Origin of the sequence: Vibrio sp. ZF57 (genome assembly GCF_001691235.1) — a bacterium.
In the GTDB taxonomy this organism is placed as follows: domain Bacteria; phylum Pseudomonadota; class Gammaproteobacteria; order Enterobacterales; family Vibrionaceae; genus Vibrio; species Vibrio crassostreae_C.
Map to the genome: position 1 here is coordinate 55,507 of NZ_MAKD01000075.1, position 16,207 is coordinate 71,713.

Below are 16,207 nucleotides of genomic sequence, written 5' to 3' on the forward strand. Positions count from 1 at the left end.
TATCCCCTAAGGCGGGATAGCGATTTTATTGGGTAATCGAGTGGGGAGCTGCAATTCAACTTGAGTGACTTGCCTTTGTAAAAGAGACATTTAAGCTACACCCAAGCGTGCTTTTACTACTTGTTCGCAAGCATCAATATTCATCGTATCTTTTGGAATAATAAGCACGGTATCATTACCGCCAACGGTGCCGATAATCTCAGTATGTGGGTCGATATCGACTAATCTTGCGACTAATTGAGCACAACCTGGATGAGTTTTTACGATGACCATCGCTTGGTTATGAGTGATGAATTCGATTTGCGATGAGATGGATGCATCGACACGAACCGGTGCACTTTCAACCGTGATGCAGTAAACCTTTTTACCGCAAGCATTCTGAATTTTGACAACACCAAGCTGTGACAAAATACGAGATACGGTCGATTGGCTGATACCGGTATAGCCAATATCGACGAGTTTCTCTCGCAGTTGATTTTGGGTCGAGAAGCTTTGTTGTTGTAGTAAGCGTTTGCACGCTGCAGTCAGTGTTTTATCTTCAGCTGAATACAAGCAACCGTGCTCAGTGATTGGGTTCATGAACAACTCCTTAAGGTCAACATGTGGTTATCGCTTGTCCATAGCGCCGAGTGTACTCCCAAAGCCGTAGAGTACGATTGTTAAATAGGGCTTACCGATGAATCCCGAAATAAAGAGGGAAGGTATGCGTGATGTATGATCGTCTACCCATTGAGTCTACCACTAAAGGATAGTTATCTTTTTGAAGGGGATCACCAAATAAAATTCTAGTTAATTGCTTTTATTTTGGAGTTTTATTCTTTTGTTGAATGGATATTTATTCCAAGTTTGGCATAAATATCCATCGGTATTAGGGTGCTTTGGAGACCGTGATAATGGCGCTAAGGGTTAGCGAATTTCACTCATGATCTCGCGAGAGAATACTTTTTCACAGTAGTGACATTTTAGCTGCACGTTTTCCTGTTTTAGCTGCACTTTAAAGCTGCTTTCGACAGGTTCACCGTGCGAAATACAGTTGCTATTCGGGCAAGAGTAGACACTGTGGATTTGCTCTGGCAGCACAAGGGTTAGCTTATTAACCACTTTATACTCTTCAATCTGATTGACCGTTGCCTGCGGAGCATAAAGAGCCAATTGGTTGGCTTGTTCCTTGGTCAGGAAGATGTTCTCAATCTTGATTAGATCTTTATGGCCAAGTGCTGATGATGGCAGGTTTAAGCCCATAGTGATGCGCTGTTCTGTCTTGTGTAGCTTAAACAGTTTAAGGATTTTGATACCAAGGTGAGCAGGGATGTGGTCAATCACGCTGCCGTTACGGATCGCTTCTACTTGTAGCTGAGTTTGTTTAACCATGACTGTTTCTCCTGCTTATAAAGTGTCGTTAAGAACTAGGGCCAATAGGGCTTCGCGAGCGTATACACCGTTTTCAGCTTGTTCGAAGTAGTAAGCGTGTGGCGTTTTATCAACGTCGGTGGTGATTTCGTCGACGCGTGGCAGCGGGTGAAGTACCTTCATGTTTTGACGAGCGTCTTTCAATGTATCGGCGGTGAGGATGTAAGCCGATTTCATGTGTGCGTATTCCGACGCATCAAAGCGCTCTTTCTGCACGCGAGTCATGTACAGAACATCCAGTTCCGGCACGACTTCTTCAATGCTGCTGTGAGTGCTGTATTGGATGCCCATCTCTTCCAATTCTTCACAGATGTAATCTGGCATCTCTAAGACTTCTGGCGCGATAAAGAAGAAACGCACGTTATTGAATTTCGATAGTGCTTGGGTCAATGAGTGCACGGTACGGCCATATTTTAGGTCGCCGACGAACGCCACATTGAGGTTATCGAGCGTGCCTTGTGTTTCGTAAATCGAGAACAGGTCCAGCAAGGTTTGCGTCGGGTGCTGGTTAGCACCGTCGCCGCCGTTTACTACCGGCACACCGTTAGAAAATTCAGACGCTAAACGTGCTGCGCCTTCTTGTGGGTGACGCATTACAAAGGCATCGACGTAGGATGAAATAACCTGCACTGAATCGGCAAGTGTTTCGCCTTTCTTCGCCAGTGAGGTGTTACCGCCATTATCAAAGCCAATGACCGTGCCACCAAGGCGCTGGACGGCGGTCTCAAATGAAAGGCGAGTTCGAGTTGAAGGCTCAAAGAAGCAGCTCGCAACGACTTTATTTTTCAGCAACTCTGGGTTTGGCTCGGCCTTGAGTCTTGCTGCTGTGTCGACGATAAGCTCCAGTTCATTACGAGTGAGCTCAGGTATGGAGATGATGTGCTTGTTAAATAACGAATGCGCCATAACGGGTCTTCCTTCTATGCATACAGTCAAATTGCGGACAAAAAAAAAGCCCCCTAAAAATAGGAGGCTTCGAAACGATCAATAGAGCAAAATAAAAATGACACCACCGCCACTCTTTGGCGTGTAGTTTGACAATCATGTGCGACAGAATTGCAGTTCATTTTTTGCTCTCTTAAGACAAATTGCGGAGGATTATACTCAGATAAAAACGGCATGCAATACTTTCTGTAAAGTATTCATTTAATGGATTTTTATGCGAAATAACCTCTACATTTTGCTTTGATTTAAGCCCTTGTTGAAACAGAAAATCTCAGGGTTTTTGGGGCGATAATGCCCTCAAGTACATGAAAAAAAATGCGGGCTTTATCCAAGGGCTAAATCCCAAGTTCGCCGCCCGCATTTCCCTGTCATTACACTTAACTTGTCAATGTCTCGCGAACAAGTGAGTGCTTAACTTCTTAGTTGTTTCGATTCTTAGCTGTTTAGGTAATTAACTGCCTAGTGTTGCAACCATTACTGCTTTGATGGTGTGCATGCGGTTTTCAGCTTCATCGAACACGATAGAGTATTCAGACTCAACTACCTCATCAGTCACTTCCACACCGTCTTTTAGCTGTGGATATTCAGCCGCAAGTTGTTTGCCTACCGTGGTATCTTCGCCATGGAAAGCTGGCAGACAGTGCATGAATTTCACATGTGGGTTACCCGTTGCTTTCAGCATTTCCATGTTCACTTGGTAAGGCATCATTAGGTTGATACGCTCAGCCCATGCTTCTTTCGCTTCGCCCATAGATACCCAAACGTCGGTGTACAGGAAGTCACAACCTTGCACGCCTTCTTGAACATCTTCAGTCAGTGTAATTTTGCCACCTGTGTGCTCTGCGATTTCACGACACTGAGCCAATAGTTCTTCTTGTGGCCAGAACTGTTTTGGAGCAACAAGGCGAATGTCCATGCCCATTTTCGCTGCGCCAACCATCAGAGAGTTACCCATGTTGTTGCGAGCATCACCTAGGTAAGCAAAGCTGATTTCATGCAGTTGTTTACCACGGCCGTATTCCGTCATGGTTAGGAAGTCAGCAAGAATTTGTGTAGGGTGGAATTCGTCAGTCAGACCATTCCATACTGGAACTCCAGCGTAAGCGCCTAGCTCTTCAACAATCTCTTGACCGAAGCCGCGGTATTCAATGCCATCGTACATACGGCCAAGAACGCGAGCGGTATCTTTCATTGATTCTTTGTGGCCAATTTGAGAGCCAGATGGGCCTAAGTAAGACACGCGAGCGCCTTGGTCGAATGCCGCTACTTCGAATGCACAGCGAGTACGAGTTGAGGTTTTCTCAAAGATAAGCGCAATGTTTTTGCCAGTTAGTGTTGGCTGTTCGTAACCGTTGTACTTCGCTTTTTTTAGCTCCATAGAAAGATCTAATAAGTGTTGAATTTCGCGTGGAGTGAAATCTAGTAGTTTTAGGAAGTTACGATTGCGTAGGTTAAAAGCCATGATGTATTCCTTCTTAGATTTAGGCGCTTTCTTGTTACAGGGAAAGAAAATTCAAGAAAGCGCGATTCAATTTTTGTGTATTAATTTCAGTTCAAACGGTGATTCAGTTTTCTCGCAAGGTTTGAAAAGCTCGCGAGTAGATTAATCTTTGGTGATGTTGGTGCCCGCCAAGCCTTGCAGGATTTGCAAACCATCTTCGAGTGCACCAATACCGACGACTTTGCCGCCTTGCTGAATGAATTCGCACGATGCTTCAATTTTTGGTCCCATAGAGCCTGCATCAAATTCGAATTTCGCCAGTTCACTTGGTGTGGTGCTGCGCAGTGCGTGTTGAGTCGGTTTGCCCCAATCAAGGTAAACAGCGTCCGCGTCGGTCAAAATAAGCAGTGCATCCGCATCCAGTTGTTTCGCTAAGAAAGCCGCTGACATGTCTTTGTCGATAACCGCTTCAACACCCACTAATTTGCCGTTCTCTTTTTTCACTGGGATGCCACCGCCGCCAGTACAAATCACTAGGTGGCCTGCATCGATAAGTTGGGTGATCGCTTCGTGCTCAACAATGCCAGTAGGGCGTGGGCTTGGCACAACGCGACGGAAGTGTTGGCCGTCTGGTTTGACGATCCAGTGGAATTTCTCCGCCAATTCACGCGCTTCCGCTTCTTCGTAGATCGGGCCAATCGGCTTCGTTGGATCGGCGAATGCAGGATCGTTTGGATCAACGGTCATTTGCGTCAACATGCACGAGATGTTGCGGTTAGGTAGATAGTTCTTGAACTCTTGCATCAGCATGTAGCCGATCATGCCTTGAGTCTCACTGCCCAATACATCTAGCGGATACGGGTTTACTTTTTTGTATTCCAAACCTTGCAGAGCCAGTAAACCAACTTGTGGGCCATTACCATGTACTAGAACCACGTTGTACACTTTCGCGATTTCAGAGATGGTTTTAACCGCTGTTTCAATATTACGGCGTTGAACATCGGCTTCTAACGGCTCACCGCGACGAAGTAAGGCATTACCGCCGAGTGCAACAACAACAGTTTGCTTAGTCATAATTGTGTTCTCTCATTTTGGCCAAGCTGAGATTATTTAAGATCATTCAACTTGGCCGTTTTCGTCTTAGTGATTAGATACCATCACGCTCAATTGGGCAGCTCATGCAGCGTGCGCCACCGCGACCGCGGCCAAGTTCATCTCCAGGGATAGGAAGAACTGTGATGCCTGCTTTATCGTATTTTTCATTGGTGTAGGTGTTGCCTTCGTAGCCAATCACAACGCCAGGTTTAACCGTTAGAACGTTGTTTGCATCGTTCCACTGCTCACGTTCTGCATGGAAGTTGTCACCACCGGTCGTGATTAGGTTTAGCTTGTCTACGCCAAGTGCTTTTTCGATAGCTGTTACGAAGTAGCCTTCTTCTTTCACTTTCACTGCGCCAGACTCATCACCAGTTAGGTTCCAGCACTGTACGTCTTTACTCACCACTTCAGGGTAAACAGAGAACGTATCTTCGTTCATGTGCGTCATAACGGTGTCTAAGTGCATGCAAGAGCGGTGTTTTGGTAGCTGCATTGCGATAACTTGTTTCGCTTGACCGTGTTTGAATAGGCTAGATGCTAAGTGCTCAACACCTTGTGCTGTTGTACGCTCAGACATACCGATAAGAACCGTACCGCGACCGATTACAAGAACGTCACCGCCTTCAATGGTTGAGTTGTCGTAGCTGATGTTTTCTTCATCGCCGAAGTACTTAATGAAGTCTTGGCCAGCAAATGTTGGGTGCCAGCGGTAAATAGTGCGAACGTGGTTGGTTTCACGTTGACGAGCAGGTTTCGCCATCGGGTTGATGGATACGCCACCGTATACCCAGCAAGATGTGTCACGAGTAAATAGGTGGTTTGGTAGCGGTTCGATAATGAAGTCGGTTGGTGCGTGCATGCCTTGCATCATTGAAGATGATTTCATTGGCATCTCAGCGTAAGACAGACCACCCGTTAGGATTTTTGCTAGTTCTAGGTTTGGTAAGTCGCCCAAGTAGCAGCGCACATCGTTAGCAAAGGTTTTGCCTAAGCGGTAATCAGAAACTTGATGATTCAAAAGCCAATCTTTCGCTTCTGGCACTGCTAGCGTGTCTGCTAGTAGGTCAGTAAGAAGAAGAACTTCAACACCTTGATCACGCAGCGTTTGAGTAAATGCGTCATGCTCTTTACCAGCACGTTCAACAGCCAGTACGTCATCAAATAGTAAATCGTGACAGTTAGAGGGTGTTAGGTGAGTCAGTGCGCGTCTTGGACGGTGAACTAGAACGCGGCGTAATTGACCTATTTCAGAACCTACATAGAACTTACTCATGATCGTCTCTCTCTTATATATTTGAATTACTTTTATCGCTAAGAGTAATTATTTATTTTCAGTTGAGAAGAATGAATTATTTATTCATATCTCTTGTCTGGAATTAATATTACGCCTGCTAGTCAGGTATTCTTAGAGATCTATCACAAATCGTTTTTTATCCCGCAGCCCTTTAAAATTAAGGGTTTTAACAAACTTTATGCACTTTCAGTTATGAATAATACATTCTAAATAGTTAGCAGTTAGGGAACTTTATGCACGCTTTTTTGACGAAACTTACTAGAATCTAATTTACGAGGGATTATATGCAGAATAGTTTTATTGATAAGAGTGTACTTAGCTTGGAAGTATGCAGTGTTTTTATTTAGATATTTAATTTTGGATGTGGAATTAATTGTTTATTAACAAAGTAAATGCGAATAAAGCTGTTGCGATCACATTTTAAAATCGGCTGTTTAAGTGTGTTTTTTGATAGAAAAGGGCATTAATCCTCGTCTGTTTATTAGGCTATTAATTACTTTAAATATAATTAACGCTAATAAGTGACTAACTATTTGTTTAAACATCATGGTTGAAAATAGAGTGTTATTTCATCAAGAAAATTAGATGTTTAAAAGTAGGATTGATTCTTCTATTGCGAGTGCTTTGAGTTTGGTTGAGCTTGGCTACGAACAGAAGAACCTTGAATATCGCGTGTATGGCTTTGAGGAGCTGTTTCAGTGGCAGAGGGTTACATTGAGAGGGAACAATAAAAAAGCCGCTGTGAGAAGCGGCTTTGGATGAGAAAGGAGTGAAGTGCTGTTAGTTAGATCAGCGCACCAATACTCAGTACAACAATGCAGAACACCATCAATATACCGACTAGTGGCATCACCCATTTAACCCAGCGCACGTAAGGGACACGAGCAATCGCCAAACCACCCATCACCACCGCGGAGGTTGGGGTGATTAGGTTCACCAAGCCAGATGCAGATTGGTACGCAGTGATAACCAAGTCACGACCTACGCCAGCAAAGTCGGCCAGTGGTGCCATGATTGGCATGGTCAGTACCGCTAAGCCAGAGGTCGATGGCACTAAGAACGACAGTAGAATCTCTAAGAAGAACATCACGTTAATGAAGATAACCGAAGAAAGCCCCGTTACCATCTGTTCTGCTGAGAAGAGAATGGTATCGGTGATCATACCGCGGTCCATCACCACTACGATACCACGTGCAATACCTATGATGAGCGCAACGCCAAGTAGGTCGCGGGCACCATCAATGAAGCTGGTGGTAAACTCTTCTTCGCTCATGCGAGCCACAATACCAACGATGATGGTTGCTGCTAAGAACATCGCTGAGATCTCAGCCATCCACCATCCAGCAACGGATACACCATAAATCATTACAGCGAACGAGCCACCAAAAATGGTCAGAATCAGTTTGCGAGTCGCGGTGAATTCAAGTTTTTCGCCGCTCGCATTACCTAAGAAGTGCGCTTTGTTCTCTTCGTATTTGTCGTAGACAATTGATGTTGTTGGATCGGCTTGAACCATTCTTGCGTAACGCATTACGTAGGCAACACAAATACCCCAACCAATAATCAACATCGCAATGCGCAACACGATACCGTCTGTAAATGGAATACCAGAGGCGTTGGCAGCGATCACGGTTGCGAATGGGTTAATCGTTGAACCCAGCACCCCAATACCTGCACCAAGCAGTACGTTCGCAGCGGCAACAAGAGGGTCAAAGCGAGCTGCCATCATTACCGGCACTAGCAATGTATAGAAGGGCAGTGATTCTTCCGCCATGCCGTAGACGGTACCACCTGCGGCAAATAGCGCCATCAGTATTGGTATCATCAACTCTTCTCGCCCTTCTAAGCGGGCGGTGACGCGCTCGATACCGGCATCAATGGCACCCGTTTTGGTTACTAGCCCTAAGAAGCCACCAATGATTAAGATGAACAGCGAAACGTCGATAGCCGCCGCTTCATAGCTATTGTGGTCATAGAAGCCGTCAATAGGCGCGAGCAGTACATCAATCACGCCTTGAGGGTTACCTTCTACCGCTTGATAGGTTCCGGTTACGGGTACTTCTCGGCCTAGCTCTTCATTCATTGCACGGTCGTATTGGCCTGCTGGAACAATCCAGGTAAGCAGTGCGACGAACGCAATCAGAATAAATAGAATGGTGTAGGCAGAAGGGAATTTAAAGTTGGCAAAGAAGCCGCCCTTTTTTTTCTCGCTTGGTATCGTTTGAGTTGTCATGGCTATCTCCTTACATCATCTTAAATAGAAGTGATGTGAATTAGCGACTAATGATTTATAGATTGTAAATACACGGACACTTATAAAGCACTCAACGATATAAAGTTGCTGACTTTAAATTAAGGTTGTTTTTATATTTACTAATCCAAATGAAGTTAGATTTAATTTAGCTGCGGTTATTTTATTCCTTACTCCGGTATTTAAGTTTGGTGCTGTTCACAAAAATAATGGCTAATGAAAGGGCTAAAAAATGGCAGAAAATCGTCAAGGTTTTTTGGTTAGTTAGCTTGGATTAATATTCGATGTGGATTAGGTGGAAGCGAGGGGGGATTGATTTGGTAAGTGTTGTTATTAGTTGGGTTGAATAATCTTGGAATTTTATTCAAATTTTATTTTTGGGCGGATTTTAAAGTTTATAATAGTTATTTGATGTGTATCAAATAACACATTGAGTAGAAAACAAAAAAGGAAGCCGAAGCTTCCTTTTAAAGTTTTAATCATCAGCGAATGTTAGATAAACAGACCGCCGAATGCGAAGCCGAGTGCTACCGCAGTACTGATTGTTGCCACACCAGGAATGAAGAATGGGTGGTTAAATACATACTTACCAATACGCGTTGAACCTGTGTCATCCATCTCAACTGCTGCCAGTAGCGTTGGGTAAGTTGGAAGTACGAACAACGCACTTACTGCAGCAAAAGAAGCGACAGCTGTTAATGGTGCCACGCCAATCGCCAGAGCGGCAGGCATCAGTGCAACCGTTGTTGCACCTTGAGAATAAAGCAGCATAGAAGCGAAGAACAGAACAAGAGCTAGCATCCACGGGTAGTCAGCCAGTAGAGCGCCTGCTACGTCTTTGATTTCAGCAACGTGTGCGTTTACAAACGTTGAACCTAACCAAGCCACACCCAGTACGCAAACACATGCTGTCATACCTGAACGGAATGTTGGAGCCGAAGAAATCTTCGCTGCATCAATCTTAGTGAACATCACGATTGCCGCTGCTGCTGCCAGCATTACAGACATGATCGCTTCGTTACGACCTAGCGCCGGGTTTTCAATTAGGCCAACAGAGCTAGAGATAGCCGCTGCGTAACAAACCACGAAACCAATTGCAGCTAGGAAGATGTACGTTGCTTTCTTCGCTGTAGGTAGAATTTCGCGTTTCTCTTCTGTTGCTAGCTTGATTAGACCTTTCTCTAGACGTTCTTGATAAACAGGATCGTCTTTCAATTCGCTACCCATGTAGTTAGCAACAACCGCACCAACCATACAAGCGATGAAGGTTGTTGGGATACAAACCATCAATAGCGTTAGGTAATCAACACCAAATGGTGCCAACATTGCTGCGAAAGCCACAACTGCAGCCGAGATTGGCGAAGCTGTGATAGCAATTTGAGAAGCGACAACTGCGATAGACAGTGGACGAGAAGGACGAACACCTTGGCCTTTCGCTACTTCTGCAATAACAGGAAGCGTAGAGAATGCTGTGTGACCAGTACCCGCCATTAATGTCATTACAAAGGTCACAATCGGCGCGTAAAAGGTGATGCGTTCAGGGTGTTTACGCAAAAAGTTTTCGGCAATTTGTACCAACCAGTCCATACCGCCAGCAACTTGCATTGCAGCAATTGCGGTGATAACTGACATGATGATCAAGATTACGTCGATCGGGATGAAAGATTGGCTTGTTGGAACGCCAAGAATAAGTGAAAGGGCAATAACACCAGCACCACCGGCAAAACCAATACCGATACCGCCAATTCTGGCCCCCAAAAAGATAAAGAGCAGGACGACAAACAGTTCTACTGCAATCATAAGTAACACCTCATTTAGATTTTATTATGTGAACATTCGCCGCTGGAATGTTCACATAATAGATCTATGGTTTAGATTCAATTTGGCAAAAGCGCAACCAACGGAAATCCACAAAATAATCATGGTTAACCGTATTGGAGCCTAAAAAAGGGCTCCGTTTGGAACCCTTTCTCGCTAACTTTATTCGTAGCGCTTCGCTTTATACTGAGGATGCATCAAATTTTCAACAGAGAAAATGTCATCAAGTTCTTCTTCGGTTAATAAACCGCGATCTAGAACCACATCACGAACGCTCTTACCTGTCTCAGCACAGATCTTACCAACAATGTCACCCTCGTGGTGGCCAATGTATGGGTTTAGGTAAGTGACGATACCGATAGAGTTAAATACGTGTGATTCACATACTTCTTTGTTCACCGTAATGCCGTCTACACACTTGTCGCGTAGGTTCACACAAGCGTTTGTTAGGATGTCTAGAGACTCAAACATGCTTTGTGCAATAACAGGTTCCATTACGTTCAGTTGAAGTTGACCACCTTCCGCAGCGAAAGAAACCGTGTTGTCGTTACCTAGAACTTTGAAGCAAACTTGGTTTACTACTTCAGGTACAACTGGGTTTACTTTAGCAGGCATGATTGAAGAACCTGCTTGCAGTTCAGGTAGGTTTAGCTCGTTCAAACCAGTACGTGGACCTGAAGAAAGTAGACGCAAGTCGTTACAGATCTTAGATAGCTTAACTGCTAGACGCTTAAGTGCGCCGTGCGTCATTACGTATGCGCCACAGTCAGACGTTGCTTCGATTAAATCTTCAGCCGCTACACACTCTAGGCCTGTTACTTCTGCTAGGTGTTTCACTGCTAGGCCTTGGTAACCCGGTGCTGCGTTCAGACCTGTACCGATAGCCGTTGCGCCTAGGTTTACTTCAAGCAGTAGTTTTGAAGTGTATTCTAGGTTTTTGATTTCTTCATTGATGGTTACAGCCCAAGCGTGGAACTCTTGGCCAACCGTCATTGGAACTGCGTCTTGAAGCTGAGTACGACCCATCTTCAAAATCGTGTTGAATTCTTGGCTCTTAAGCTCGAATGCACCTTTTAGGTATTCGATCGCATCAATCAGTTTACGAACGCTGTTGTAAACAGAGATACGGAAGCCAGTTGGGTAAGCACAGTTTGTCGATTGGCTGCGGTTTACATGGTCGTTCGGGTTGATGAACTCGTATTGGCCTTTTTCTTTGCCCATAAGTTCAAGAGCCACGTTCGCAACAACTTCGTTTGCGTTCATGTTTACAGAAGTACCAGCACCACCTTGGAAAACGTCCGATGGGAACTGATCCATGCACTTACCCGTGTCTAGAATTAGGTCACAAGCTTGGATGATGTATTTAGCCACTTCGCTTGGAATTACACCTAACTCTTTGTTTGCTAAAGCCGCCGCTTTCTTAGTCATCACCATACCGCGAACGAATTCAGGTACATCTGAGATCGTTACATTTGAGATGTTGAAGTTTTCAACTGCGCGTAGAGTGTGGATGCCGTAGTAAGCATCAGCTGGAACATGACGTTGACCTAAAAGATCTTCTTCGAGACGAGTAGCTTGAGGAGCATCAACTTGAGCTTCTGATAGAGTAGCCATAACAGGATCCTTAGAGAATTATTCTGATTATATAGTTAGTTATTAGCCTATTCTGTGTGCAAATACTCCGTTCGCTAGAATATTGGGCTGATAAATCCGTCCTGACTTATGTGGCACATGATACTGTACTTAGCGCATAAAAATAGTAAGTTGATCACCTTTTTCGTTTTTGTTTCGTCAATATTTAGCAAACTTATTCCGGGTCAATAAACACGCTTATTTACAGGATAAATTTGAGATTGGTAGGGCTTTCAGCGTAAACTGGATGTAACAAAGGAGTGCGTGTGTTTCCTATCTTATTATTACTATTTATCTTCGTACCGATCATTGAGATTGGACTATTTATTCAAGTTGGTGGCTTCTTAGGGTTGTGGCCAACGATTGCGTTGGTTCTGATCACTGCATTTGTCGGTGCATCACTTGTTCGTAGCCAAGGCATTCAAACATTAATGTCTGTTCAAGGCCGATTACAACAAGGCGAAATGCCAGCTCAACAGATTCTTGAAGGCGTGATGCTTGCGGTTGCAGGCGTATTGCTGCTGACTCCGGGCTTTATGACGGATGCACTTGGTATGTTGGTATTGCTGCCTGCACCAAGAGCGATGATTGCTAAGAAAATGATGGAAAAAATGGTGGTTACCAATATGTCTGGTGGTTTCCAAGCAGGTGGACAAGGTGGTTTTGGGCAGAGCCCATTTGGACAAGACCCATTCAATCGAGATCCATCTGATCAATCAAAAGACGGCAACACCTTTGAGGGTGAGTTTGAAAAGAAAGACGACGACAACGATCGTAACCGACTAAACTAATCCGTTTTCTCTCTTCTTTATATAGAGGGAAAAACAGAAAAGGCTCTTACCTTTATCTTTCACATGAAAGCGATAATGGTAAGAGCCTTTTTTATTGTCTGTCGCTAGCTGTTACTTACTGTTTACTATCGATAACAGATAACAGATAACAGATAACAGATAACAGATAACAAATAAGTTTGAGCGCTCAGTTATACCGCGCCTTCGAAACCCATTTGACGCCATGCTTCAAAAGCAATGATTGCCACTGCGTTAGACAGGTTCAGGCTGCGCGCGTCTGGCATCATTGGAATACGAATGCGTTGTTCCATTGGCATACTTTCGATGAATTCAGCAGGCAGCCCGCGAGTCTCTGGGCCAAACATCAACACATCACCTTGTTGGAATTTTGCATCAACGTGGTGACCTGTCGTTTTAGTGGTGCAGGCAAAGATGCGGAAGTCACCCTCGCGTTCATTCTCAAGATACTCAAGGAAAGCTTCTAGATTCTTGTGACGCTTAACTCGTGCAAGGTCGTGGTAATCCAAGCCTGCACGACGAACCTTCTTCTCTTCAAAATCAAAGCCAAGCGGTTCAATCAGGTGCAGATTTGCGCCGCAGTTAGCACATAGGCGGATGATGTTACCCGTATTGGGTGCAATTTCTGGTTCGTATAGAGCGATATCAAACATGTTGGTTCACAAGAGTAATCAAAGATAACCCGAGTATACGGTGGCAAGCTGAGTGAGTACAGTTCGCCACCGTCACCATTCGCTTAAGCTTGGTTCGCTAGTGCTTGCGCGTAGTTTTCAGATACGGCATTCCAATTCACCACGTTCCACCATGCATTGATGTAATCAGGACGACGGTTTTGGTAGCTGATGTAGTAGGCGTGTTCCCAAACATCGAGCGCAAGGATCGGTTCGCCATCACTCGCCACGGTATCCATCCACGGATTGTCTTGGTTCGAGGTTGAGATGATCTTCAGTTGCCCTTGCTCTACCACTAGCCAAGCAAAGCCGGAGCCAAAGGTATTGATCGCCGCTTGAGCGAACTGATCTTGGAATGTCTCGAAATCACCGAAGGTACTCTTGATTGCCTCACCAAGCTCGCCCGTAGGTTCACCACCGCCGTCTCGCGACATGCAGTTCCAGTACAAGATGTGATTGTAGTAGCCACCGCCATTGTTACGAACAGCCGGGCTGTGCTGAGAGATGTTGGCGAAGATCTCGGTCAGAGATTGCTGTTCTAGCTCGCTGCCAGACACCGCCGCAACAAACTTATCGTAGTAGGTTCTATGGTGCTTGCTGTAATGCACTTCCATTGTCTTAGCGTCAATGTAAGGCTCTAGGGCATCGTAAGCGTAGGGTAAAGCAGGGAAAGTGTGCGACATGGTAAATCCTCCTTAATTAGAGGATTTACCATAATGATAATAACAATCATTATCAACTGCGATCTTTGTGGGGGTATTACACCGGTAAGATAGGCAGGGTGATTTCGAGTTGTAATCCACCGAGCTGGCTGCGGGTTGCGGTGATGGTTCCGCTGTGTTGGCGAATCGCACTTTCAGTAATGGTTAATCCAAGCCCTGTGCCGCCAGAGTTTCTGTCACGCGCTGTTGAGACACGGTAAAAAGGTCTGAAGATAGAATCGAGTTCATCCTCTGGAACACCATCACCATTATCATTGACGCAAATTGTTAGCTGATCTTGAACCACATGGAACTGTACATCCACTTGGTCTTTACCGTAGTAGATGGCATTGCGTGTAATGTTGTCTAGCGCACTCATCAGCAGTTTAGGGTTCCCCGAAATAGAGCGCTCAGGGATCTCTGAGAACGTCAGCTGTTTACCCATCTGTTCGGCTTCAAACTGTGCGTCTTTTAAGATCTCTTCCCACAGGCTAGAGATAGGCTGAACCTCACGAGTAATGTGGCTGTCGACCTGCATGCGCGATAGCGTCAGTAGCTCGCTGATCATCTGTTCCAGACGTTGTGCTTCGGTATCGATACGTTCAAGTTCTTGGCTCTCACCCTGTTTACGAATTGCCAGTGCGTTGGCCATACGCAGGCGAGTCAGTGGTGAGCGTAGTTCGTGTGAAATATCAGAGAGTAGGCGTTGCTGCCCGGAGATCATCTGGTTTACCGCTTCGACCATTTGGTTAAAGCTTTCACCCGCTTGTCTGAATTCTGAGGTGCCTTTTTCGAGCTGAGGATCGACCTCAAATTGCCCTTTTGCTACGCGTTGCGCTGCGCGCTCTAGCCTACGTGCGGGTTGACTCAATGCCCAAGCTAGCCATAGCAATAGCGGGGTACTTGCTAGCATTACCGCAAGCAACAGTTGTAAAGGTCTATCAAATAGTCGTAGCAAAAATGGCGGTGGTTGGTTCCATTTTACTCCGGCATACATCAGTAATTCTTCACCAGCGAGTGTGATTGGTACTGGCCCTGCCACCATGTAGTGTCCGTATAGTTTCTGTTTTGGTACTTCAGGGTTATCAATCGAGGTAACAAAGTTGCGAATCGCCTTAAGCTTATAGTCCGAATGTCTTTTTGACGTAAGGACAGCGCCTTCTAGGTCGGTTAAATAGATACGAGCACGAGAATCCTTGCGGCTACGTGGTGCCTCAAGTTGAAACACAATTTTGCCTAGATTAGGTTCTTTGGCGTAGCGTTTCTCTGTGATTTTAGCGATACGCTCGAGTTTATCTAGGTGATCTGCGGGCACATCTCGCGCGACTCGAGGGTCTAAATGGGGAAGTGACAGCACCGACAAAAGCACCAGTAACATGGTGAACCAAAAGATAGCAAAGATACGTCCATATAAGCTGGTGATTTTAGGTATACGCATTAATCTTCCTCTACCAATAAGTAGCCACGGCCTCGTAAGGTTTTGATACGTGATTTGCCGTCAGTGCGCTCAGGAATCTTCTTACGTAGATTAGAGATGTGCATGTCTATCGCGCGGTCAAACGCTGCGAGCCTTTTACCCAGCACATCCAAACTCAATGCTTCTTTGGTGATCACTTGCCCTGGGTTTTGGATAAGGTGACTCAGTAGAGCGAACTCGGTGGTGGTGAGATCGATGAGCTCACCATTGCAGTAGGCTTCTTGTTTACCCGGGAAAACTTCGATGTCTTGATATTGAACTCTATCACTGGCCGCTTTAGGCGCGGTGGCGGTTTGAGTTCGACGCAAGATAGCTCTAATACGCGCTAACAATTCTCGGTCACTGAAAGGTTTAGGCAGGTAATCGTCCGCGCCAAGCTCAAGACCAATCACACGGTCGATCTCTTCGCCTTTTGCGGTCAGCATCAGCACTGGTGTTTCCCAATTTTCTCTCAGTTTCTTTAGTGTTTCCATGCCATTAAGACGCGGCATCATCACATCCAAAAGAATCAGGTCAATCTCATCATTGATAGCTTCCAGCCCTGCATAGCCATCATTGGCTTCGGAAACAGTGAAGCCCTCAAAGCTCAGAATGTCTTTGAGTAAGCTGGTTAACTCGGTGTCGTCATCAATAAGAAGAATGTTCGCCATTGGGAAGCCT

General features: G+C 45.3%; 14 protein-coding genes. 1 reads left to right on the plus strand and 13 read right to left on the minus strand.

Annotated features, from left to right (window positions below; all coding sequences use genetic code 11):
* Nucleotides 1-90 precede the first annotated feature (90 nt).
* The 9 genes from A6D97_RS09625 to aspA form a co-directional block, all read right to left on the minus strand.
* The gene (locus A6D97_RS09625; protein ID WP_017063664.1) at nucleotides 91-579 is read right to left on the minus strand and encodes an arginine repressor; all 489 of its coding nucleotides are present in this window, start codon (nucleotides 577-579) and stop codon (nucleotides 91-93) included.
* A gap of 327 nt (nucleotides 580-906) precedes the next feature.
* On the minus strand, nucleotides 907-1,371 hold the full coding sequence (gene pyrI, locus A6D97_RS09630) for an aspartate carbamoyltransferase regulatory subunit (RefSeq protein ID WP_017062720.1): 465 nt from the start codon (nucleotides 1,369-1,371) through the stop codon (nucleotides 907-909).
* Between the two features lie 15 nt (nucleotides 1,372-1,386).
* Complete coding sequence (pyrB, locus tag A6D97_RS09635) at nucleotides 1,387-2,316, minus strand: aspartate carbamoyltransferase (protein WP_017062721.1); 930 nt, start codon at nucleotides 2,314-2,316, stop codon at nucleotides 1,387-1,389.
* 490 nt (nucleotides 2,317-2,806) lie between these two features.
* Entirely contained in the window at nucleotides 2,807-3,817 is a 1,011-nt protein-coding gene (locus tag A6D97_RS09640; protein ID WP_017062722.1) for an ornithine carbamoyltransferase, read from the minus strand.
* Between the two features lie 141 nt (nucleotides 3,818-3,958).
* Nucleotides 3,959-4,870: a carbamate kinase gene (gene arcC / locus A6D97_RS09645; RefSeq protein WP_017062723.1), complete on the minus strand. Its 912-nt coding sequence runs from the start codon at nucleotides 4,868-4,870 to the stop codon at nucleotides 3,959-3,961.
* Between the two features lie 73 nt (nucleotides 4,871-4,943).
* The gene (gene arcA, locus A6D97_RS09650; RefSeq protein WP_065584284.1) at nucleotides 4,944-6,167 is read right to left on the minus strand and encodes an arginine deiminase; all 1,224 of its coding nucleotides are present in this window, start codon (nucleotides 6,165-6,167) and stop codon (nucleotides 4,944-4,946) included.
* 805 nt (nucleotides 6,168-6,972) lie between these two features.
* Nucleotides 6,973-8,421 (minus strand): YfcC family protein, encoded by a 1,449-nt coding sequence (locus A6D97_RS09655; protein WP_065584285.1) that lies wholly within the window; start codon nucleotides 8,419-8,421, stop codon nucleotides 6,973-6,975.
* A gap of 510 nt (nucleotides 8,422-8,931) precedes the next feature.
* The gene (locus A6D97_RS09660; protein WP_017063667.1) at nucleotides 8,932-10,239 is read right to left on the minus strand and encodes an anaerobic C4-dicarboxylate transporter; all 1,308 of its coding nucleotides are present in this window, start codon (nucleotides 10,237-10,239) and stop codon (nucleotides 8,932-8,934) included.
* Nucleotides 10,240-10,419: 180 nt separating this feature from the next.
* Nucleotides 10,420-11,871: an aspartate ammonia-lyase gene (gene aspA / locus A6D97_RS09665; RefSeq protein ID WP_065584286.1), complete on the minus strand. Its 1,452-nt coding sequence runs from the start codon at nucleotides 11,869-11,871 to the stop codon at nucleotides 10,420-10,422.
* Between the two features lie 284 nt (nucleotides 11,872-12,155).
* Between aspA and A6D97_RS09670 the strand changes: the two genes are divergently transcribed.
* Entirely contained in the window at nucleotides 12,156-12,680 is a 525-nt protein-coding gene (locus A6D97_RS09670; RefSeq protein ID WP_010435390.1) for an FxsA family protein, read from the plus strand.
* Nucleotides 12,681-12,871: 191 nt separating this feature from the next.
* Here the strand turns inward: A6D97_RS09670 and trmL are convergent, their stop codons facing one another.
* From trmL to A6D97_RS09690, 4 genes are all read right to left on the minus strand, one after another.
* A complete protein-coding gene (gene trmL, locus A6D97_RS09675; protein ID WP_009844716.1) occupies nucleotides 12,872-13,351 on the minus strand; it encodes a tRNA (uridine(34)/cytosine(34)/5-carboxymethylaminomethyluridine(34)-2'-O)-methyltransferase TrmL in 480 nt (159 codons plus the stop codon).
* A gap of 83 nt (nucleotides 13,352-13,434) precedes the next feature.
* Nucleotides 13,435-14,052, minus strand: coding sequence for a superoxide dismutase (locus tag A6D97_RS09680; RefSeq protein ID WP_065584287.1), 618 nt, complete (start codon nucleotides 14,050-14,052; stop codon nucleotides 13,435-13,437).
* A 76-nt stretch (nucleotides 14,053-14,128) separates the two neighbouring features.
* Complete coding sequence (gene cpxA, locus A6D97_RS09685; RefSeq protein ID WP_065584288.1) at nucleotides 14,129-15,508, minus strand: envelope stress sensor histidine kinase CpxA; 1,380 nt, start codon at nucleotides 15,506-15,508, stop codon at nucleotides 14,129-14,131.
* Nucleotides 15,508-16,197: a response regulator gene (locus A6D97_RS09690; RefSeq protein WP_017063670.1), complete on the minus strand. Its 690-nt coding sequence runs from the start codon at nucleotides 16,195-16,197 to the stop codon at nucleotides 15,508-15,510. The genes cpxA and A6D97_RS09690 overlap by 1 nt, the downstream gene beginning before the upstream one ends.
* Between the last annotated feature and the right edge of the window lie 10 nt (nucleotides 16,198-16,207).